19 protein-coding genes and 1 tRNA gene are annotated in these 20235 nt (G+C 69.8%); 6 read left to right on the top strand and 14 right to left on the bottom strand.

Annotated features, from left to right (window positions below; all coding sequences use genetic code 11):
• Positions 1-4: 4 nt before the first annotated feature.
• Positions 5-1321 carry a UDP-N-acetylmuramoyl-tripeptide--D-alanyl-D-alanine ligase gene (locus ACK8HH_RS01690; RefSeq protein ID WP_045539048.1) on the bottom strand — a complete coding sequence of 439 codons (1317 nt, stop codon included), beginning with the start codon at positions 1319-1321 and terminating at the stop codon, positions 5-7.
• Positions 1322-1360: 39 nt separating this feature from the next.
• Here ACK8HH_RS01690 and ACK8HH_RS01685 point away from each other — a divergent pair, with 39 nt between their 5' ends.
• On the top strand, positions 1361-2434 hold the full coding sequence (locus ACK8HH_RS01685) for a D-alanine--D-alanine ligase family protein (RefSeq protein ID WP_006897447.1): 1074 nt from the start codon (positions 1361-1363) through the stop codon (positions 2432-2434).
• A gap of 3 nt (positions 2435-2437) precedes the next feature.
• Here the strand turns inward: ACK8HH_RS01685 and ACK8HH_RS01680 are convergent, their stop codons facing one another.
• The 5 genes from ACK8HH_RS01680 to ACK8HH_RS01660 all read right to left on the bottom strand — a co-directional run bounded on the left by ACK8HH_RS01680 (position 2438) and on the right by ACK8HH_RS01660 (position 4804).
• Complete coding sequence (locus tag ACK8HH_RS01680; protein ID WP_412475489.1) at positions 2438-3067, bottom strand: PepSY domain-containing protein; 630 nt, start codon at positions 3065-3067, stop codon at positions 2438-2440.
• A 115-nt stretch (positions 3068-3182) separates the two neighbouring features.
• Positions 3183-3270, bottom strand: a tRNA-Ser gene (locus ACK8HH_RS01675).
• Positions 3271-3337: 67 nt separating this feature from the next.
• A complete protein-coding gene (locus ACK8HH_RS01670; RefSeq protein ID WP_412475488.1) occupies positions 3338-3667 on the bottom strand; it encodes a mannosyltransferase in 330 nt (109 codons plus the stop codon).
• A 103-nt stretch (positions 3668-3770) separates the two neighbouring features.
• On the bottom strand, positions 3771-4274 hold the full coding sequence (locus tag ACK8HH_RS01665; RefSeq protein ID WP_412475487.1) for a nucleoside deaminase: 504 nt from the start codon (positions 4272-4274) through the stop codon (positions 3771-3773).
• 8 nt (positions 4275-4282) lie between these two features.
• On the bottom strand, positions 4283-4804 hold the full coding sequence (locus ACK8HH_RS01660) for a tRNA adenosine deaminase-associated protein (protein ID WP_006897451.1): 522 nt from the start codon (positions 4802-4804) through the stop codon (positions 4283-4285).
• Between the two features lie 69 nt (positions 4805-4873).
• On the opposite strand from ACK8HH_RS01660, the gene ACK8HH_RS01655 reads away from it, so the two are divergent.
• The gene (locus ACK8HH_RS01655) at positions 4874-5827 is read left to right on the top strand and encodes a prephenate dehydrogenase (protein WP_412475486.1); all 954 of its coding nucleotides are present in this window, start codon (positions 4874-4876) and stop codon (positions 5825-5827) included.
• A gap of 10 nt (positions 5828-5837) precedes the next feature.
• Here the strand turns inward: ACK8HH_RS01655 and ACK8HH_RS01650 are convergent, their stop codons facing one another.
• The 6 genes from ACK8HH_RS01650 to ACK8HH_RS01625 all read right to left on the bottom strand — a co-directional run bounded on the left by ACK8HH_RS01650 (position 5838) and on the right by ACK8HH_RS01625 (position 10479).
• Positions 5838-6434 (bottom strand): putative glycolipid-binding domain-containing protein, encoded by a 597-nt coding sequence (locus tag ACK8HH_RS01650; protein WP_006897453.1) that lies wholly within the window; start codon positions 6432-6434, stop codon positions 5838-5840.
• A gap of 15 nt (positions 6435-6449) precedes the next feature.
• Positions 6450-7142, bottom strand: coding sequence for a hypothetical protein (locus ACK8HH_RS01645; protein ID WP_412475485.1), 693 nt, complete (start codon positions 7140-7142; stop codon positions 6450-6452).
• 111 nt (positions 7143-7253) lie between these two features.
• The gene (catC, locus tag ACK8HH_RS01640) at positions 7254-7535 is read right to left on the bottom strand and encodes a muconolactone Delta-isomerase (RefSeq protein ID WP_006897455.1); all 282 of its coding nucleotides are present in this window, start codon (positions 7533-7535) and stop codon (positions 7254-7256) included.
• A gap of 4 nt (positions 7536-7539) precedes the next feature.
• Positions 7540-8397: a catechol 1,2-dioxygenase gene (catA, locus tag ACK8HH_RS01635; protein ID WP_006897456.1), complete on the bottom strand. Its 858-nt coding sequence runs from the start codon at positions 8395-8397 to the stop codon at positions 7540-7542.
• Between the two features lie 58 nt (positions 8398-8455).
• Positions 8456-9559, bottom strand: coding sequence for a mandelate racemase/muconate lactonizing enzyme family protein (locus ACK8HH_RS01630; RefSeq protein WP_006897457.1), 1104 nt, complete (start codon positions 9557-9559; stop codon positions 8456-8458).
• Positions 9556-10479 (bottom strand): LysR family transcriptional regulator, encoded by a 924-nt coding sequence (locus tag ACK8HH_RS01625; protein WP_006897458.1) that lies wholly within the window; start codon positions 10477-10479, stop codon positions 9556-9558. The genes ACK8HH_RS01630 and ACK8HH_RS01625 overlap by 4 nt, the downstream gene beginning before the upstream one ends.
• A 245-nt stretch (positions 10480-10724) precedes the next feature.
• On the opposite strand from ACK8HH_RS01625, the gene benA reads away from it, so the two are divergent.
• The 4 genes from benA to ACK8HH_RS01605 all read left to right on the top strand — a co-directional run bounded on the left by benA (position 10725) and on the right by ACK8HH_RS01605 (position 18180).
• A complete protein-coding gene (gene benA / locus ACK8HH_RS01620; RefSeq protein WP_062366167.1) occupies positions 10725-12143 on the top strand; it encodes a benzoate 1,2-dioxygenase large subunit in 1419 nt (472 codons plus the stop codon).
• Positions 12144-12187: 44 nt separating this feature from the next.
• Positions 12188-12721 (top strand): benzoate 1,2-dioxygenase small subunit, encoded by a 534-nt coding sequence (gene benB / locus ACK8HH_RS01615; RefSeq protein ID WP_062366166.1) that lies wholly within the window; start codon positions 12188-12190, stop codon positions 12719-12721.
• Between the two features lie 9 nt (positions 12722-12730).
• Positions 12731-15523 (top strand): benzoate 1,2-dioxygenase electron transfer component BenC, encoded by a 2793-nt coding sequence (gene benC, locus ACK8HH_RS01610; RefSeq protein ID WP_062366163.1) that lies wholly within the window; start codon positions 12731-12733, stop codon positions 15521-15523.
• A gap of 83 nt (positions 15524-15606) precedes the next feature.
• Complete coding sequence (locus ACK8HH_RS01605) at positions 15607-18180, top strand: helix-turn-helix transcriptional regulator (RefSeq protein WP_006897461.1); 2574 nt, start codon at positions 15607-15609, stop codon at positions 18178-18180.
• A 12-nt stretch (positions 18181-18192) separates the two neighbouring features.
• Here the strand turns inward: ACK8HH_RS01605 and pcaD are convergent, their stop codons facing one another.
• Both pcaD and ACK8HH_RS01595 read right to left on the bottom strand, forming a co-directional pair.
• On the bottom strand, positions 18193-18963 hold the full coding sequence (pcaD, locus tag ACK8HH_RS01600; RefSeq protein WP_006897462.1) for a 3-oxoadipate enol-lactonase: 771 nt from the start codon (positions 18961-18963) through the stop codon (positions 18193-18195).
• A complete protein-coding gene (locus ACK8HH_RS01595; RefSeq protein ID WP_006897463.1) occupies positions 18960-20201 on the bottom strand; it encodes an acetyl-CoA C-acetyltransferase in 1242 nt (413 codons plus the stop codon). The genes pcaD and ACK8HH_RS01595 overlap by 4 nt, the downstream gene beginning before the upstream one ends.
• Positions 20202-20235 lie beyond the last annotated feature (34 nt).

Here is a 20235-nt window from a genome sequence, read left to right as displayed (position 1 = left end):
ACGCTCAGCCGAGCGCCTGCACCACTCGTTCGAGGGCGGCGACCCGGCTGCCCTTGACCAGCACAGCGTCGCCGCTGCGGAGTCCGCTCAGTGCGTCGACGGCGCCCTCGATGCCCGAGACATGCGCCACGCCGTCGCCGTAGGCGGGCTCGTCCACCGCGATCACCGTCACGCCCAGTTCACGGGCCTGCTCGGCGACGGCGCGGTGGGCGGCGTCGCTGTCGTCTCCGAGTTCAGCCATCGTGCCGAGCACCGCGAACCGGCGTCCGGCCTCGACGCGGGCCAGTGCCGACAGGCCCGCCGCCATCGACGTCGGGTTGGCGTTGTAGGCGTCGTTGATGACGACGACTCCCGCGGCCGTGGTGCTCATCTCCATCCGCAGTCCGGACAGACCCGCGCGCAGCAGACCGTCGGCGATCCGCTCGACCGACACCCCCACGCCGCCGCCGGCAGCGGCCGCGGCCAGGGCGTTGCCGACTTGGTGCTCGCCGCGTGCCCCGAGCCGCACCGGCACGCTGCCCCACGGGCTGTGCAGAGTGAAGGCCGCACGCAACTGGTCGTCGAGCACGATGTCGGTGGCGCGCACGTCCGCGGCGGGATCGACACCGTAGGTCACGACCCGCGCGCTGGTCCGCGACGCCATCGCCGCGACCACCGGGTGGTCGGCATTGAGAACGGCGAGCCCGTCGGCAGGCAGAGCCTCGACGAGTTCACCCTTCGCCCGTGCCACATCCTCGATGCTGCCGAACATCTCCAGATGCACCGCCTCGACGCGGGTGAGCACTCCGACCGTCGGGGAGGCGATGGAGCACAGCTGTGCGATGTGACCGACACCGCGCGCGCCCATCTCCAGGACGACGGCCTCGGTGTCGTCGGGTGCGCCGAGCAGGGTCAGCGGCAGCCCGAGTTCGTTGTTGAACGACTTCTCGCTCGCGGCGGTGCGGAAGGTGGTCGACAGCACGCCGGCGAGCAGGTCCTTGGTCGACGTCTTGCCGACCGAGCCGGTGACGCCGACGACGCTGCCGGTGAGTCCGGCGCGGACGAAGCGACCGAGATCGGCGAGCGCCTCGGCGGTGTCCGCGACCTGGACGGCCGTCGCGGCGAGGGCCGGATCCGGCGTCCGATCGGTCAGGTACACGGGAGCGCCGGCCTGCACCGCCGCCGGGATGTAGTCGTGGCCGTCACGCGCGGCGACGATCGGCACGAACAGCTGACCGGGCCGCGCGGACCGCGAGTCGATGCTCGCGGAATCGACCGTCACATCCGGTCCGTGAAGGGTGCCGCCGGTCGCGGCGGCGATCTGACTGGCGAGGAGATGCACGACAGACCACGGTACAAGCAAGCACGTATGGTTGCATCCATGAGCACCCCCCTCATCCGCCTGGTCGTCCTCTACGGCGGAGTGTCCGCCGAACACGACGTCTCCCGTGTGAGCGCCGCCCATGTACTGGCCGCCGCGGACCGCTCCAAGTACCGCCTGATCCCGGTCGGCATCGACAAGCGCGGCGGATGGCACCGCAACGACGCCGCGGCCGAAGCCCTGGCCGCCGGCGCGGAACTGCCGAACAGTCTCGACGTCGAAGGCCCCGAGGTGAATCCGCTTCAGGTGCTGGCCGGCCGTCCCGAAGACCTCACCGTGGTGTTCCCGCTGCTGCACGGGCCGCACGGCGAGGACGGCACCGTGCAGGGCATGCTCGAGCTGTTCAAGCTGCCGTACATCGGCTGCGGAGTGCTGGCATCGGCGGTCTGCATGGACAAGGCGATGGCGAAGGAGATCGCCGCTCGCGCGGGCATCCCGCAGTGCAAGTGGATCACCTTCCGCGACGGTGTGGACGACGCCCGCCAGGTGCTGGCCGACGCGACCGAGCAACTCGGTCTGCCGGTGTTCGTGAAGCCGGCGAACATGGGCTCGTCCGTCGGCGTCAGCCGCGCCGACTCGATCGAGGAACTCGACGCGGCGATCAACCACGCCCTCCGTTACGACGACGTGGTCGTCATCGAGGAGACGGTGACCGGCCGCGAGGTCGAGGTGGCCGTCCTCGGCAACGCCGCCCCCGACGCGTCCCTCCCCGGAGAGATCAAGCCCGGCAGTGACTTCTACGACTACGAGGACAAGTACGTCACCGGTGCCGCCGAGCTGATGATTCCCGCACCGCTGTCGGACGAGGCGATCGCGCAGGTGCGCGAGCTGGCCGCCGACGCCTTCGTGGCGTTGCGCTGCGCGGGTCTGGCGCGCGTCGACTTCTTCTACGAGGAGGACGGTCGCGGCTGGCTCCTCAACGAGGTCAACACGATTCCCGGTTTCACCCCCGCATCGATGTACCCCAAGATGTGGGAGGCCACCGGGATCACCTATCCCGACCTGATCGACCGCCTCGTGACGCTGGCGCTCGAAGTGCATCGCCGACGGAGCTCGTTCTCCACCGAGCACTGAGCGTCATCGGTCGGTGCCGATCACCTCACCGGTGGCGGCGTCGACGACCACTTCGGTGTCGTCGCCGGCTGTGCCGACGTTGATCTCGTACACCCGGCGGCCGTTCTCGCTATGGAGCTTCCACTCGGACACCGGTCCGGCGACTCGCGCCTGCGCGGCCCTCATGGCGCGATCGGGTTCGACGGTGACTTCACCCGCCTCGAACCGCTCCGCGCCGGCGTGGGCTGCGTCGTCGCCGTGGAGATCGTCGGTCGTCTTCGCGACCACGCCGCCGTTCGCGGCGTCGATCGTGATGTCGGATTCCTGTGTGGCGGAGGCCAGCTCGATCTCGTACACGGTCCGGCCGTGCTCGGTCTCGAGCTTGACCGCGGTGGGCGACCCGGTGAACTGCGCGCCGGCGGTCCGCAGTGCGTCGCGCCAGGAGACGGCGGGCGCAGTCGCGGCGAGATCGACACCGCTTCGCGACGGCGCGGCCGACGACGCCGCCGGCGACTGCGACCCGGCGGTCTGGGTGATCGTCTCGGTCTTCGTCTCCGGCGTCGCGTCGTCGGTTCCGCACCCGGCGAGCAGACCTGCGCCCGCGGCCAGTACCGCGGCTGCCGAGAGTCTGATGTTCAGCGCATGTGTGTTCAAGGCGTGTCCTCCCAGAAGAGAAGTCTCGTCACGTGTGACTCACACCGTACGGACATTCTCCGGGCCGGACATTGGAAAAGGCCCCTGACCTGCTCTGCAGATCAGGGGCCCTCGGCGGTGGCGGAGGGATTTGAACCCCCGGTGCGGGGTTACCGCACACGACATTTCGAGTGTCGCACCTTCGGCCGCTCGGACACGCCACCGCGAAGAACTGTACCGCAGCCCGTCACCAGCACGAAATCGGCAGGTCAGACCCAGTTTCTCGACGATTCAGTGTCCGGAGCGCTTGTTGACGAGATCGTCGAACTTCTCCTTGGCCGTCTCGACCGCGCCGGTGACCTGCTCGCTGTTCGCGATCTCGGCCAGCTTTCCCTTCGCCGTCTCCACCGCGCTCACGACGTGCTCGTTGCTCGCGATCTCGGCCAGCTTGTCCTTGGCCGTCTCCACGGCGCCGGCGACGTGCTCGTTGGCGGCCAACTCGGTCAACGCGGACTTCGCGTTCTCCACGGCACCGGTGACCTGCTCGCTGCTGGCGAATTCGTCGACCTTGCGCACCACCGTGTCGACGACCTCGGTGAGCTTGTCGATGGGATCGGACATCTCATTCCCCTTCTCGCGATGTCTGCGCGGGCTGCGCCCACCTCCTCAATCTGCCACAGGCGCACGCGCGCGGCGAGAGCCCGGAAGCGAATTCAGGGATAGTTCAGGGCTGACCCCGACGGCCGGCGAAGAAGTCGCGGACCAGGGCGGCGCACTCGTCCTCACGGACCCCGCCGAGCACCTCCGGGCGATGCAGCTGCCGCTCATCGCGCAGCACGTCCCAGAGTGACCCGACGGCGCCGGTCTTCGGCTCCCAGGCACCGAAGATCAGCCGCGAGACGCGCGACAGTCCGATCGCGCCGGCGCACATCGTGCACGGCTCCACGGTGACGACCAGGGTGCAGCCCGACAGCCGCCATCCGTCGCCGTGGCGGGCGGTGGCCGCCCGCAGCGCCAGGATCTCGGCATGAGCGGTCGGATCGCTATCGGCTTCGCGGCGGTTGGCGGCACGGGCCAGCTCGGTCCCGTCCGGCCCGAAGACGACTGCCCCGATCGGGACGTCGCGGGAGTCCGCATCCCGTGCCGCTTCGAGTGCGACGGACATCAGGGCCGCCGCGTCCCGGTCCACCGCTCCCCGATGCGGTCGCGGGCTGGGGTCCACCGGCATGGACCCGGTCAGCGACCGAGCTTGTCGAGTTCCGCGGCGAGCTCGTCGGCGAAGCCGAGGCGCGCGGCGATCATGCCGATCTGCTCGTCGGCGTACAGATCGGTGTCACCGACGATGATGCTGAGCACGGCGTCCGGCAGACCGAGGTCGGCCAGGATCGAGAGGTCACCCTCCTCCCACGGATCCACGTCGTCGAGCTCGTCGGGATCGATGTCGGGGATGTCGACGTGCAGCGCGTCGAGGGCGTCGGCGGCGATGTCGTACTCCACCGCCGCGGTGGCGTCCGAGAGGAGCACGTGGGCTCCGGCGGGAGCCGGCCGGACGATGAGGAAGAACTCGTCGTCCACGTCCAGGAGGCCGAACACGGCTCCGGTGGCCCGCAGTTCCCGCAGCTGCAGTTCGGCGTCGTCGAGACTGTCGAGAGCGGACGGCTTCAGCGTCGTGAGCTTCCACCCCGACTCCTCGCGGACGACCGCGACAGCGAATCCTTCGACCTCGTCGTATTCGCTCTGCGCACCGGGCTTCGCCATGACCGCCACCGTAGTCGGTTTTCGGGACTCTCCCAAGTCGAACCGACCCCGATGTGCCACGCTGGAACCGTGTCTGCTGCACCGTCTCGCCCCGTCTGCATCCTCGGTCTCGGCCTCATCGGCGGGTCCCTGCTCCGCCGCCTCTCCGACACGGGCGGTCCCGCGTTCGGCTACAACCGCTCGGCGGGCACCGTCGAGGCCGCGGCGGCCGACGGCTACGACGCCTCCACGGACCTGTCCGCGGTCCTCGAGCGCGCCCGGAACGACGACGCGATCGTCGTTCTGGCGACTCCCTTCACCGCACTCGAACCGATGATCACCGCGGTCCGGGAGCTGGCGCCGGACTGTCTTCTCACCGATGTGGTGAGCGTGAAGGAGCAGGTCTCCGACCTCGTCCGACGGCTCCATCCGCGGGCCCGGTACATCGGCGGGCATCCGATGACCGGCACCACCGCGTCGGGTTGGCCGGCCACCGATCCGGGGCTCTTCGAGGGCGCGATGTGGATGGTCGCGACGCACGACGACACCGTCGCCGACGACTGGCTCGACGTCGCGGGGATCGCCCTGGCCGCAGGCTCGTACGTGGTACCCGCCGCGGACGACGCGCACGACCGCGCGGCGGCGGCGATCTCCCACAACCCGCATCTGACCGCCGCGGTGACCGCTACGGTCGGCGCGGGTGAGAGCGACCTCGCGCTCCGGCTGGCCGCAGGCAGCTTCCGGGACGGCACTCGGGTGGCGGGTACCGCCCCCGACCTGCAGCGGGCGATGCTCGAAGCCAACTCGGTGGCCCTGCTCAACACGCTGAGCGAGACGATCGACCGGTTGATCACCGCGCGCGACGCACTGCGCGAGCACGGCGACGTCGCGGTGATCGTCGACGACGGCCACCGCGCGCGGCGCAAGTACGAGCGGATCGCCGGATCGCCGCCGGAGCCGATCACCGGCGTCCGGATCGGCGATGCCCGGTGGCAGGAGGAATTGCGCAGGCAGGCCCACCTGGCCCGGGTGTGGATGGGCTGAGCGGCCCGGATCAGATCAGCGTCGCGATACCCGCGTAGTCGCGCACGATGCCTGCGTCGTCGACCGTCAGATCGCGACGTCCCTTGGGACCGATCACCGTGACGCGGCCTTCCGGGCCGCCGACGTAGCTCTTCTGCACCGAGTCGATCTCACAGTCGGGCAGCCGGAGCCTGACGACCGGGACGTCGTCGCGGCGGACGCCGTCGGCGATCCCGAAGCGCCGGATCGGCAGTCCCTTGAAGAAGGGCGAGAGCTCCAAGTCGATCATCTCGGCCCCGTCGAAGTCACTGCGCACGGTGCTGGTCGGCGACTGGACCATCCAACGACCGTCCATGTCACGGCTGATGTCGAGCGAGCTCTCGCCGCCGGCGCGCAGCAGGCGCACCGACAGCCGCCGCGTCACCCCGCTGTCGTTGGTGACGAGTTCGTACGATGCGGAGTAGGCCTCGGTGGTGTCGGTGGCGGCGGCCACGATGCGGCCGTACGCGCGGACCCGGGCACCGCTCAGATTCAGCCGCACTTGCTCGAACCGATCGCCGTCGGCGCTACGCCAGGTCAGCATCGCTTTCACGCCGGCATCGGCGGACGACGCGTCGAAGGAAGTCATTCTCTAACGGTAGCGTCATCCCTCGTATCGACAGGTGAGCATGCCCGAAGACTGCGCGTCCTGCGTCGTCTGACGGTCGACCACCTTGCCGTCGACCGTGATGCTGCATGACGCCGGATCGGTGTCCGAGAGGATCACGCTGACCCGCAGCAGCGCGTTCTGGCTGCCGCGCACGGTGTGCCGCCACGTGCCGCCGGCGTTGCGTTCGATCTTCACCGACGTGTCGTCGACGTACAGGATGGTCGCGCGCCCGGAGTCGACCTGGTACTCCACCGTCGCGGCGCCGGAGTGGACCGGCGGCTGTGCGCTGTCGGGATCGCGCGGCACCGACTGTTCGGGTTGGTCGGGCAGGCCCCGCAGATAGGGATCGTCGGTCGACTGCGCGTCGGGCGGATCGGCTCGCCGCACCGGGTCGTCGTCGCCGGTCGGAAACATCCGGAAGGCGAGCGCAAGGCACAGCACCCCGACGGCGACGACGGCGACGCCGACGGCGAGACCGCGACGTCGATCCGGAGGTGGCTGCGGCGCGGGCGCGGGTGGGGTGGGATCGGGCGGCGCGGCCGCGGGCGGCGGCCCGGCGAGAGCGCGTTCCCGGTCGTCGTAGGTGAACAACGGAGCGCCGTGCTCGCTGTAGCCGAGCGGTGGGTACGACTGCCCGGGAGCCAGCGGCGGCCAGTATCCCGGCGCCGGCTGCGATGACCGGTCCACGGCGGCTCCTCCCGACGACGTCCTCCCTTCGATGGTGCCAGAGGCGACGGCCCGGGCACGCCGACGGCCCGGATCCCCGATCGGGAATCCGGGCGGTCGCGGCCGGATCGGTCAGGCCTTGACGTCGGACGGATGCGTCGCCAGCGGAGTCACCGTGATGTCCATGTACGGGAACAGCGGCAGCCCCGACAGGATCTCGTGCAACTCGTCGTTCGACTCGACGTCGAAGATCGAGTAATTGGAGTACTCGCCGACGATGCGCCAGATCTGCGGCCACTTGCCCGACCGCTGAAGCTCCTGCGAGTACGCCTTCTCCCGCGCGACGGTCTCCTCACGGACCGTCAGGTCCATGTCGTGCGGAATCCGCACATCCATCCGGACGTGGAACAGCATCGGCTCAGCCCTCCACCGGATCGAGCACGAAGCCGTAATCGATCGTGTAGCCGCCGTGACCGTCCGGCTTCGGGTCGAGAATCAGTTCCGGCTTCACGGCGTCGGCGATGTCGTCGCCGTTGTGCGGATCGCCCGGGAAGTACAGCTGGGCGGTCAGCAGTTCGTGCCCCGGAGCCGAGACCTTGACGTGCAGGTGAGCCGGGCGCCACGCGTGCCAGCCGGCGGCGGCGATCAGCTTGCCGCACGAGCCGTCCGTCGGGATCTGGTAGGGGGCGGGACGGATCGTGGTGATCTTGAACTTGCCGTCGGGGCCGGTCGAGAAGGTGCCGCGCAGATTCCACTCCGGGATGCCCGGGGCGAACTGCGAGTAGTAGCCGTCGGCGTCGGCGTGCCACAGCTCCACCTTGCCCTGCAGCGGGGTGCCGTCGGTGGAGGTGATCTGCGCCTCCCAGACCAGCGGATCGCCCGCCTCGCCGTCGCGCATCGGGATGGTGCCCTCGGCGCCCTGCTCGGGCGCATCCGGGACGTAGTACGGCCCTTCGATCGAGCCCTTGTTGCCATGGCGGTGCGCGGTGTTGACGTCCTCGACGACGTGCTCCACCCACACGTCCAGGAACAGCGGCCACTCGCCGTCGAGGCCCACCTGGATCATCCACGCCTTGAGGGCGTTGTACTCGTCGTAGGTGACCTGGTTGTCGCGGATCGTCTGGTGGACCCCGGCCAGCACCTGGCGGGCGAGCTTGTCGACGCGCTCGGGGCTGACGTTCTTGACGGCGTCGTACGGCGACTTGTCCTGCTGGAAGCGCTCGGTGGCGGATGCGCCTGACGCCGCGGCGGACGGGCTGTGCTCGGTGGTGGTCATGACTGTCTCCTTTGATCTTCAGTTCGTCGTCTCGCCCATGGGCTGTGCGAGGAGTCGTTCACTTGTCGGTGCGGTAGCGGTCGAGTTTGTCGGGGTCGATGTCGATTCCGAGTCCGGCGCGGGATGAGGTCTGCAGGCAGCCGTCACGGATCTGGAGCGGTTCGGCGAGCAGGTCGTCGCTCATGTCGAGGAAGTTCGACAGTTCGCCCGCATAGCGCGAGGTCGCTTCGAACGCCGCACCGAAGGCCAGCGCGCAGGCCGTGCCTATCTGGCCGTCGATCTGATTGCCCATCACCATCTCCAGGCCGAGGCCCTCCGCCAGGTGATGCACACGCCGCGACTGCGTGAATCCGGTGCGGGCGGTCTTGATGTTGATCGCCGTGGCCGATCCCGCGAGGATCTCGCGAGTCACGTCGGCCGGCGTGGGCACCGATTCGTCCGCGATGAACGGGATGTCGAGCTTGCCGACCAGCCAGCGACGCCCGAGGACGTCGTCGGCGGGGCAGAGTTCCTCGGCGAACAGCAGGTCGAGGTCGGCCATCTCCTTCATGGCGCGGGCCGATTCGGCGGCGGTCCAGCCGCGATTGCCGTCGATGTACAGCTCGACGCTGTCGCCGAAGTGTTCGCGCAGCGCCCGGACGACGGCGATGTCGAGCTCGGCCGGGCGCCGCCCGACCTTCACCTTGAACGTCGAGATACCGTGCCGCTCGCGCACCTTCTGAGCTTCGGCGACCATCTTCGCCGGGTCGTCGAAGCCGAGCATGTGGCTCACCCGCATGCGGTCGGTGTATCCGCCGAGAAGTTCGGAGACCGGCTGCCCGAGGGTCTTGCCCAAGGCGTCCCACAGGGCCATGTCGATCGCCGACTTGGCGGTGGGATTGCCGACGGTCCGTGCCAGCCTCGCCCCCACCTGTTCGCGTTCGAGCAGGGTGAGACCGTGCAGTTGTTCGGCGAAGACGTCCTCGATGACGGCGACGATGCCGCGCTGGGTCTCACCGTAGGTGTAGGGCCGCGGCGGCGCCTCGGCGACGCCGATCACCCCGTCGTCGGTGTGCACGCGGACCAGGACGTGCTCGGCCGCGTGCACCTCGCCCGAGGCGAAGTGAAGGGGTTTGAGGTAGGGAATCGAGAAGGGAATCGATTCCACCCGGGTGATCTTCAACGTATCTCTCCCATCGAGGAGTCCAGGGCCCGCGCGGACGCGGACGCGAATGCAGCGGCGGCGACGGCGGCCACGGCGTCGACCACCGGGTTGTCGTCGCCCGCGCGCCGGGCGAGAGCCACCGGCATGGTTCCGGTGTCGGGCAGGTCGCGCACCACGACGTTCTCCAGCGGCAGTGCGCGGACGGAGGCGGGCAGCAGGGCCACGCCGAGTCCGGCGGCGACCAGCGCCAGGAGCACCGGGGTACCGGAGGCGTCGTGGGCGCGGTGCGGGACGAAGCCCGCGGTGCGGCAGGTGCGGACGGCGGCCTCGTTGACCGCCGAGTCGCGGCTGTCGTACATGACGAACGATTCGCTGCGCAGATCGTCCACCGAGACCACCGGTTCCACCGCGAGACGGTGGTCGGAGGCGACCGCCAGGACGAGTGGCTCCACGTCGATCGTCCGGACCTCGATCCCCTCTCCGACCACCGGCGGCCGGAGTACGCCGAGGTCGATGGCGCCGTCGCGGAGCCGATCGCACTGGTCGGGGGTCAGCAGATCGGAGACGATCCGCAACTCCACGTGCGGCAGTTCGCTGCGGACGGCCCGGGCGATGCGCGGCAGATGCGAGAACACGGCGATGCCGGTGAGTCCCAGGCGGACCACACCGCTGCGGCCGGCCGCGACGCGCTGCACGCCGTCGACGGCCGCGTCGATGCCCACCAGAATCCGGTCCACCTCGCCCTTGAGGAACTCACCCGCCGCGGTCAGCGTCACCTGACGGGTGGTGCGGGCGAACAGCGAGACCCCCAGCTCGGCCTCCAGTTGGCGGATCGCGTACGACAACGCCGGCTGCGCGATGTGCAACCGGTCCGCCGCCCGCCCGAAATGACAGGTGTCGGCGACGGCGGCGAAATATCGCAGATGCCGTAGCTCCATGTCGCGCTCCTGTCGGTGTGTCGATTCACCGGCCGGGACGCATCGTCATAGTCGCCCCGCTGTGTGATCCGGATCATCCGTACGACCACGGTAAGCACAAGATCCATACGACACCAGGACTCATTTTCGCCTTATTGATCTGTCCTGTTTATGAATCTACGCCTGGGTCAACACTGGGGTTCTACTGGTGTGAGTGCCATCACGAGATGGGACCGTCGAGGGACAACGCACACAGGAGGTTCTCAATGACTGCGACCAGTTCTCGCCCCAGCGCGTCGATTCCCGGTACGGCGATCACCGCGGACACCCGCGAGCACGTCCGCGAAGTACTCCGGGACGCCGTCATCGACGACCGCGAGGCCGGGGTGTTCCGCGCCAACCGCCGGATCTTCACCGACGAGGACATCTTCGAACTGGAGATGCGGCACATCTTCGAGGGGAACTGGATCTACCTCGCGCACGAGAGCCAGGTCGCGAACCCGGGCGACTACTTCACCACCTACATCGGCCGCCAGCCGGTGGTCATCACCCGCGGCCGCGACGGCGAACTCAACTGCCTGATCAACGCCTGCGCGCACCGCGGAGCGATGATCTGCCGCCGCAAGACCGACAACCGGATGACGCTCACCTGCCCGTTCCACGGCTGGACCTTCCGCAACGACGGCACCCTGCTCAAGGTGAAGGACCCCGACGGCGCCGGATACCCGTCCACCTTCGACTGCGAGGGATCGCACAACCTCACCAAGGTCGCGCGGTTCGACAGCTATCGCGGGTTCCTCTTCGGCAGCCTCAACGCCGACGTCCTCCCCCTCGAGGAACACCTGGGCGACACCCGCCGGGTGATCGACATGCTCGTCGACCAGTCGCCGGACGGCCTGGAGGTGCTGCGCGGCGCGTCGACCTACACCTACGACGGCAACTGGAAGGTCCAGGCGGAGAACGGCGCCGACGGCTACCACGTGACCGCGACGCACTGGAACTACGCCGCCACCACCTCCCGGCGCACCACCGGGGAGTCGAAGAACGACGCGAAGGTGCTCGACGCCGGCGGATGGGGCAAGTCCGGCGGCGGCTACTGGTCGTACCCGCACGGTCACCTGTGCCTGTGGACCTGGGCGGCCAACCCGCAGGACCGGCCGCTGTGGGACCGGATGGACGAACTCAAGGCCCAGTTCGGCGAGGCCAAGGGCGAGTTCATGGTGAAGGGCTCACGCAATCTGTGCCTGTATCCGAATGTCTACCTGATGGACCAGTTCTCCACCCAGATCCGGCACTTCCGCCCGATCGCACCGGACAAGACCGAGGTCACGATCTACTGCATCGCGCCGAAGGGTGAGAGCGACGCCGCCCGTGCCCACCGCATCCGCCAGTACGAGGACTTCTTCAACGCGTCGGGAATGGCGACGCCGGACGACCTCGAGGAGTTCCGGTCGTGCCAGCTGACCTTCCGCGCGACCGCCGCGCCCTGGAACGACATGAGCCGCGGCGCCGAACACTGGCTCACCGGTCCGGACGAGGTCGCCACCGCGCTCGACATGCCGAACGTGATCTCCGCCGGCCTGAAGAACGAGGACGAGGGTCTCTACCCCGTGCAGCACGGCTACTGGCTCAAGACCATGCGCCGCGCCGTCGATGCCGAGGACGTCGAGACCGCCGTCGGCTGAGCGCGATCGGACCACCACTTCGTACCCGAGATCGGACAGGACTCATGACTACCGCCCAGACCACTCCGGCCGACACCGACGGCCGCAAGCTCATCACCCAGAACGCCATCGAACAGTTCCTCTACCGCGAGGCACGGTACCTCGACGACCGCGAGTTCGAGAAGTGGCTCGACTGCTACGCCGACGACGTCGTCTACTGGATGCCGTCGTGGGCCGACGACGATCGCCTCACCGAAGACCCCCGACGGGAGATCTCGCTGATCTACTACGGCAACAAGGGCGGGCTCGAGGACCGGGTGTTCCGGATCCGTACCGAACGGTCGTCGGCGACGTCGCTTCCCGAGCCGCGCACCAGCCACAACATCACCAACGTGGAGGTGATCGAACGGCGCGGCGACATGGTTGACGTCCGGTTCAACTGGCACACCATGTACTTCCGCTATCACACCGTCGACCCGTACTACGGCACGTCGTTCTACACGATCGACTTCTCCGGCGAGGCACCGCTGATCCGCCGCAAGACCGTGGTCCTCAAGAACGACTACATCCACCACGTGGTGGACGTCTACCACTTCTAGGGACTCACCATGACTGTCACTTCCGGCCCCGCATCCGGACGCACCGCGGCACCCGCCGAGGCGCCGACGCACCGCGTCGCACTCGCCTTCGAGGACGGGGTCACCAAGTTCATCGACTGCCGCGAGGACCAGACGGTGGCAGACGCGTCGTACCGGCAGCGGATCAACATCCCGCTCGACTGCCGCGACGGCGCCTGCGGCACCTGCAAGGCCATGTGCGAATCGGGCGACTACGACGGCGGCACGTACATCGACGACGCCCTGTCGCCCGCGGAGTCGGCCGACGGCTACGCCCTGCCGTGCTGCATGAAGCCGCGGTCGGACCTGGTGCTGCAGATCGCGGCCACGTCGGACGTCGCCAAGACCCAGGCCGCCGAGTTCAGCGCCACCGTGGTCGGGCTCGAGCGCCTCTCGCCCACCACGATGCGCCTGTCCGTCGAGATCCCGAACCGCTCCGAGCTGGCGTTCCTGCCCGGTCAGTACGTCAACATCGACGTTCCGGGCACGGACGACGGCAGCGGGAGTCCGGTGCGCCGCTCGTATTCCTTCGCGAACGGACCGCACGAGGACACTCTCGTCTTCCTGGTGAAGCTGACTCCCGGCGGCGCGATGTCGACCTATCTCACCGACCGGGCGTCGACCGGCGATCTGCTGACGCTGCGCGGGCCGCACGGATCGTTCTTCCTGCGCGAATCGATGCGGCCGGCACTGCTGCTCGCCGGCGGCACGGGCCTCGCGCCGATCCTCGCGATCCTGCGGAAGCTGCGCCACGACGGCAGCGCGCGCCGCATCCATCTCATCTACGGCGTCTCCACCGACGACGACCTCGTGGAGACCGAGACGCTCGACCGGATGCAGTCGGAGGTCGCCGGATTCACCTGGGACCACTGCGTCTCCGATCCCGGCAGCAGCGCCGCGAACAAGGGCTACGTCACCTCGCTGATCGCTCCCCGTCACCTCTACGGCGGCGACGTCGCGACCTACCTGTGCGGGCCGCCGCCGATGGTCGAATCGGTGCGCAGACACTTCGTCGAGGCGGGGATCGAACTGACTGGGTTCTACTACGAGAAGTTCGCCCTCGCTGCGGGCCCGTCGCCCGCCGAGCCGGTGACCGACGCAGTCGCGGCATCGGCGTCGGCGAACGCCGAGGCGCCCGTCGACGTGCCGATCGCGCCCGCCCTCGACGCCCGCGCCGTCGCGGGGCAGCCGGTGCTTCCGGCGATCAGCCTGCCCGGTCTCGAACCGCGGTCCGCGCCGGGCGCGGACGAGTCCCGGGCCCGCATCGCCGGGCAGCGGATCTGGCCGGAGCCGACCGCCGCCGAACCGTCTGCTCTGCTCGACGCCGACACCGGAGTCCTGGAACCCGGTGCGGCCAGGTCGATCGCCGGGCAGGAGGTGTTCCCCGGCTCGGCTGCCGCCCCCGTGGCGGACGTCGACGCGGCCGCCGAATCGGTGGCGACCCAGCCCGGGACCACGGCGGACGAGCCCGCGAGCATTGCACCCGCAGAGGTCCCGACGGTCGGTTCCGAGGGTTATGAGATCGGCGAAGAGCATCCCGAGATCCACGAATCCGATGCGCTCTTCGAAGCCCGAGCCGCGCTGGAACTCGGTGCTCTCGAGTTGATGATCGGCCGGATGACCTCGCAGCAACTCGCCGGGTATCGCCTCCTCGCGGAGGCCACCGTCCCGTACGTGGACGGCGATCGCTTCGTCGACTCAGCCGAGTACACGGCCACCAACGCCGCTTTCCACGACTACCTGTTCCACGTCACCGGCAACACCCACCTGCTGGAGGCGTACACCGCGCTCGGGGTCAAGGGCCGGATGAGCGAAGTACTGCGGACCGCCACCTGGTGCCATCCCCTGTGCACCCAGGACCATCTCGACATCGTCGCCGCGTTCGAAGCCGGAGACCGCGACACCGCCCGCGCCCTCATCAGCGCACACGGCGAACGATCCAAGCAGACGATGCGGCGAGCGATGGCCGACGAACTCGCCGCTCGCAAGCCACGGTTCGTGACTCCGGGACGGTTCGCCGGGAAGGTCGTCGTCGTGACGGGCGCCGGGCAGGGCATCGGCGAGGCCACGGCCCGCCGGATCAGCGCCGAGGGCGGACGCGTGGTGGTGGCCGACCGGTCCGAGTACGCGCGCACGGTCGCGTCTGATCTGTCGGCGAGCGGACCCGGCGCGATCGCGGTGAACGCCGATCTGGAGTCGTATGCCGGCGCCGCGGAGGTGATCGATCGCGCGCTGGCCGCCTACGGGCGGGTGGACGTGCTGGTCAACAACGTGGGCGGCGCCATCAACTTCAAACCCTTCACCGAGTTCACCGACGAGGAGATCCGCGCCGAGGTGGACCGTTCGTTGATGACCACGCTCTACGCTTGCCGCGCGGTGCTGCCCACGATGGTGGAGCGAGGCGGCGGCGTCATCGTCAACGTCTCCTCGGCGGCCACCCGGGGCATCCATCGGATTCCGTACTCCGCGGCCAAGGGCGGGGTCAACGCGATCACCGCCTCCCTGGCGATGGAGTACGCACCGGCCGGTGTGCGAGTGGTGGCCACTGCCCCCGGCGGAACCGACGCCCCGCCGCGCCGTGTTTCACGGGGAACACCGGTGCCGGCCGACGACACGCAGCGCGAATGGTTCCAGGCACACATCGACCAGACGCTCGACGCCTCCCTGATGAACAGGTACGGAACCCTCGACGAACAGGCCGCGGCGATCTGCTTCCTGGCCTCCGACGAGGCCTCGTACATCACCGGTTCGGTGCTTCCGGTCGCCGGCGGCGACCAGGGGTGAGCCCCATGCGTGCCCGTCGTTCGCGGCAGTCGACCGCGAGCGACGCCACGCGTCCGCCCCCGACAGGAATAACCTCGACAACCATGATCATCGAGGCCGCCTGCGTCGGCCGGGAGAACGAACTGTCGGAGCTGACCGGCCGCGTCGCCGACGCCGCCGGTCCCGGCTTCGTGCTGATCACAGCCCCGCACGGTGCCGGGAAGTCGACGTTGCTGCGGCGCCTGTCGGAGATCCTGCGGGGTCGCCGGGTCCGGGTCGCCGCCGCACCCGAGCTCGGCGATCCGGCCGAGCTCTTCGGTGACGACCCCGCAGCGCTGCTGATCGACGACGCCGATCATGCGGACGACGCGGCTCTGCGCCGGCTCGGGCGGCTCGCCGCCGCGCGTCCGCAGGCCCACGTCACGGTGATCCTGGCCGCGGAGCGGTCCACGCCCGCCATCGCCGACCTGCTGCCGGACACCTTGCGACTTCCAGGTCTGGACCGCAGCGCCGTGGCGGAGATCGCCGCGGCCCGCGGGCGGTCGGTGCACCCGTCTCTTCTCGACGAACTGACCAGGCACACGATGGGCCGACCGCGCGAGATCGTCGAACTGCTCGACGAGTTGCCCGACCGTCTGTGGTCGCGGGCCGACGCAGCCCTGCCCGCACCGGCCCGTGAGGTGGAACGGGTCCAGACCGCCCTGGCGGCGTGCCGACCGGAGACGCGGCGGCTCATCGAGGCGATCGCGATTCTGAACGATCCGGACTCACTCGGCACGGCCGTGGAACTCTCGGCGGTCGGCGACGTGCTGTCCGCCGTCGACGAGGCGGTCGGAACCGGGCTCGTGGAGCCGGCCGCCGCCGTCGGTCCGGCCGCCTCGGCCCTGGCCGTGCCGACTCCGGTCACCCGTGCCGCGGTACTCGAAGTGCTGGGGCCCAAGCGGACTGGGTTGCTGCACCGCCGAGCCTCGGAGCTGGTGGCGGATCCGGCACGCAGACTGCATCATCGCGTCGCCGCCGCACCGGTGCCGGACGCCGAACTCGCGGACGAGGTCGCCGCACTGGCGGCCGATCGGGGCGGCGCGGGCGAATGGGCGGAGGCCGCCGAGCTCTACCGTGAGGCCGGGCGGCTGACCGACGAGCCGCTCCGGCATGCCGAACGAGTGACGCTCTCGGTGGACGCGCTCTTGGCCGACGGTGACTGCCTCACCGCCGGTTCCATGGTGCCGACGGTGGAGAGCCTTCGCGAGACTCCGCTGCGCAATGCGACACTCGCTTATCTGGCGATCCTGCGCGGACGATCGGCCGAGGCCCGGATCCGGCTCGACAGAGCGTGGGGCATCGTCAGCGTGGAGCGCGAACCCGCGATCGCGGCCCTCATCGCGCAGCGTTACGTACTGCACTGCCTGGTCCGCTGTCAGGGCGAGCGCCTCGTCGGCTGGGCGGACCGCGCGATCGACATGGCCGGAACCGCCTCGCCCGCCGGTGTGGAGGCCGCCGCGATCCGCGGGCTCGGCCTGGCATGGTCCGGCCGCACGGCCGACGCCGTCGCGTCGTACGACGCGCTGGGCCGCGACGTCCGGTTCGGAGCGCAGACGCAGCGGGTCGCCATCGGCCACGGCTGGCTGCAGCTGGGGCTGGACGAGGTGGACTCCGCGCGCACCAGTCTCGAGACGGCGGTGTCGATGGCGAATCTGGGCGGCTCCAAACGCATCACGCTGTGGGCACTGGGCTGGCTGGCCCGTCTGCGGTTCGTGACCGGCGACTGGGACGGGGCACTGCTCACCGTCGCGCAGTCGCGCGAGCTCGCGACCACCAGCGGCATCACCCTCGCCACCCCGCTCGCCGACTGGACCGCGGCTCAGGTCCACTGCCTCCGAGGCGACCGGGAGGCCGCGGACGCCGCGGTCGCGCATTCGGCCCGACTGGCGGGCGACTACGAGATCATGCAGATTCCGCTGCTGCTGGCACAGGCGCAGATCGCCGAGGCGGCCGCCGATTACAACAAGGTCACCCGAGTTCTCTCCCCGCTGAGGCTCCTCGCCGAGGACACTCCGGCTCTCACCGAACCGGGCTGGTGGCCGTGGGTGGACGTGCTGGCCAACGCGCTGGTACTCGACGGCCGGCTCGAGGCCGCCGACAGTCTGCTCCGCCCGCACGAGGAACTGGCCGACCTGCGCGGGCATCGTTCGGCCGGTGCCCGGCTCCGCTACGCCCGCGGCCGCTATCTCGGTGCCATCGGCGACATCGCCTCCGCGCGAAGGAAGTTCGAGGAGGCCCTCGAGCTTCTCGACGGTCTGCCCCTGCGGCACGACCAAGCGCGCGTCAACTTCGCCTACGGGCAGACTCTCCGCCGGGCGGGCAAGCGGCGCGCCGCCGATGCGGTGATGGGCAACGCCCGCGACATCTACCGGTCGCTCGGAGCCACGGCGTACGTCGACCGCTGCGACCGCGAGTTGAAGGCCGGCGGCCTGCACGCGGTTCGCGGCGACCGCAGTTCTGCGGAGCTGACACCGCAGGAGGAGTCGGTGACCGCGCTGGTGGCCTCCGGGATGAGCAACCGGGAGGTGGCCGCCGAGCTCTACATCTCACCGAAGACGGTGCAGTACCACCTGACCCGCATCTACGCGAAACTCGGCGTCCGGTCGCGTTCGGAGCTGGCCGCGCTGCGCCGGTGATCTCGGCAGCGGCTACTGCGCCAGCAGATGGTCCAGCAATGCCGGATTCACGATCTGCGGTTGCTGAGCACAGGCCAGGTGGGCCGACTCGGGAACCACCAGCAGCCGACCGTCCTGGACGCCGTCGACGATCTCGGCCAGGACCGACGGTCCGGTCGCGGTGTCGTCGCGGCCGGCGATCGCCAGGGTCGGCGCGGAGATCGACGGCAGATCGGCGCGCTGATCCATCGCGGCGATCGCCTCGCAGCAGCCCGCGTACCCCTCTGCGGGCGTGCCCGCGACCATCGCCTCGTAGTAGCGCTTCCGCTCGGCGTCGGCGGACAGGTACTCGGGGGTGAACCAGCGGCTCACCACCGCCTCGGCGATCGGCGCGACACCGTCCGCACGCACGGCGGCCGCCCGTTCCGCGTACGACTCGGCGTTGGCCAGCCGGGCCCCGGTGCACAGCAGCGCCAGGCGCCGAACGCGGTGCGGTGCGCGGACCGCGACCCGCATCGCGGTCATGCCGCCGAGCGAGAGCCCCACCAGGTGGGCGCGGTCGACGCCGAAACCGTCGAGGAGCGCCAGCACGTCATCGGCGAGGTCGTCGATGCTGTACGGCCCGTCCGGCACCGGGCTCTGCCCGTGACCGCGGGTGTCGTAGCGGATCACCATGAAGTGCTGTTCCAGATCGGCGATCTGCGCGTCCCACATCCGGTGCGTGGAGCCGAGCGAGTTGGAGAGCACGACGGCGGGTCCGTCGGGCCGGCCGCTGACCACCGCGTGGACGTCGACGGCGCTCATCGGATCGCCTCGAACACGGCCGCGAGTCCCTGGCCACCGCCGATGCACATCGTGACCAGCACGTTTCGGGCGCGTTGTCGCCTCGCCTCATGGGCAGCGGTGACCACCAGCCGCGCGCCGGTCGCTCCGATCGGGTGGCCCAGCGAGATGCCCGAGCCGTTGGGATTGAGCCGCTCGTCGCCGGGCTCGACTCCCCATTCGGCCAGGACGGCCAGCACCTGCGCGGCGAAGGCCTCGTTGAGTTCGATGAGGTCGATGTCGTCGAGTGTCAGTCCGGCGCGCGCGAGTGCCTTGGCGGTGGCACCGACCGGCCCGATCCCCATCTCCTCGGGTGCGCATCCGGTGACGGCCCACGAACGCAGTGCGAGCATCGGATCGAGATCGCGCCGCTCCGCTTCGGCGAGTGTGGTGACCACCATCATCGCGGCGCCGTCGTTCTGGCCCGAGGCGTTTCCGGCGGTGACGGTCGAGTCGGGGTCGACGGCCAGGCGGATCGGCCGCAGTCGGGCCAGCGATTCGGCCGTGGTGCCGGGACGTGGATGCTCGTCCCGGTCGACGACGACGTCGGGGTCGCGGCGGCCGCCCGGGACGGTGACCGGAACGATCTCGTCGGTGAATCGGCCGGCCTCGATGGCGGCGAGGGCACGGCGATGCGATTCGGCGGACAGCCGATCCTGTTGCTCTCGGGTGAGTCCGTAGCGGGCGCGCAGATTCTCGGCGGTCTCGATCATCCCTCCCGGTACCGGATGCGACTGCCCGCCCGCCGTCAACCGAGCACGATCGAGGCGATCGCGCAGTTCCACGCCACCCTGCCCGACCCCGGTGCGCAGGCCGAGCGCGTAGTGCTCGACGGTGGACATCGACTCGGCGCCGCCCGCGACGATCAGATCGGCCCCTCCCCCGGCGATCTGCGCCGCCCCGGACAGGACGGCCTGCAGACCCGAGCCGCAGCGGCGGTCGAGCTGCATTCCGGGCACCCCGGCGCCGAGTCCGGCGTCGAGGGCGGCGATCCGGCCGAGAGCCGGCGACTCGCCGCTCGGATATCCCTGTCCCAGCACGACGTCGTCGACCTCGTTCTCTCCGAGACCGGTCCGGGCGACGAGCTCGCTGAGCAGATCCGTCGCGAGGCGGTCGACCGTCAGCTTCGCCAGCGCTCCGCCCATGCGGCCGACCGGTGTCCGCAGCGGGGAACAGATCACGATGTCGTCGTGGGTGCGAATGCCGGACGCAGTAGCCATGCGTCCAGCCTAGAAAGCCGAGACCCATATCGTG

Origin of the sequence: Gordonia sp. LUNF6 (assembly GCF_047041125.1) — a bacterium.
GTDB lineage: Bacteria > Actinomycetota > Actinomycetes > Mycobacteriales > Mycobacteriaceae > Gordonia > Gordonia sihwensis.
Note: the sequence above shows the minus strand (reverse complement) of the source record. Positions and strands in the feature narration are given on the sequence as shown.

Bases quoted from the DNA above. Each gene is read 5' to 3' on its own strand.
- catA (WP_006897456.1), bottom strand. From the start codon at position 8,397: ATGACCACCACCGAGCACAGCCCGTCCGCCGCGGCGTCAGGCGCATCC.
- benB (WP_062366166.1), top strand. From the start codon at position 12,188: ATGACTACCGCCCAGACCACTCCGGCCGACACCGACGGCCGCAAGCTC.
- catC (WP_006897455.1), bottom strand. From the start codon at position 7,535: ATGCTGTTCCACGTCCGGATGGATGTGCGGATTCCGCACGACATGGAC.
- ACK8HH_RS01625 (WP_006897458.1), bottom strand. From the start codon at position 10,479: ATGGAGCTACGGCATCTGCGATATTTCGCCGCCGTCGCCGACACCTGT.
- ACK8HH_RS01660 (WP_006897451.1), bottom strand. From the start codon at position 4,804: ATGGCGAAGCCCGGTGCGCAGAGCGAATACGACGAGGTCGAAGGATTC.
- ACK8HH_RS01685 (WP_006897447.1), top strand. From the start codon at position 1,361: ATGAGCACCCCCCTCATCCGCCTGGTCGTCCTCTACGGCGGAGTGTCC.
- pcaD (WP_006897462.1), bottom strand. From the start codon at position 18,963: ATGAGCGCCGTCGACGTCCACGCGGTGGTCAGCGGCCGGCCCGACGGA.
- ACK8HH_RS01670 (WP_412475488.1), bottom strand. From the start codon at position 3,667: ATGTCCGATCCCATCGACAAGCTCACCGAGGTCGTCGACACGGTGGTG.
- ACK8HH_RS01595 (WP_006897463.1), bottom strand. From the start codon at position 20,201: ATGGCTACTGCGTCCGGCATTCGCACCCACGACGACATCGTGATCTGT.
- benA (WP_062366167.1), top strand. From the start codon at position 10,725: ATGACTGCGACCAGTTCTCGCCCCAGCGCGTCGATTCCCGGTACGGCG.
- benC (WP_062366163.1), top strand. From the start codon at position 12,731: ATGACTGTCACTTCCGGCCCCGCATCCGGACGCACCGCGGCACCCGCC.
- ACK8HH_RS01605 (WP_006897461.1), top strand. From the start codon at position 15,607: ATGATCATCGAGGCCGCCTGCGTCGGCCGGGAGAACGAACTGTCGGAG.
- ACK8HH_RS01650 (WP_006897453.1), bottom strand. From the start codon at position 6,434: ATGACTTCCTTCGACGCGTCGTCCGCCGATGCCGGCGTGAAAGCGATG.
- ACK8HH_RS01665 (WP_412475487.1), bottom strand. From the start codon at position 4,274: ATGCCGGTGGACCCCAGCCCGCGACCGCATCGGGGAGCGGTGGACCGG.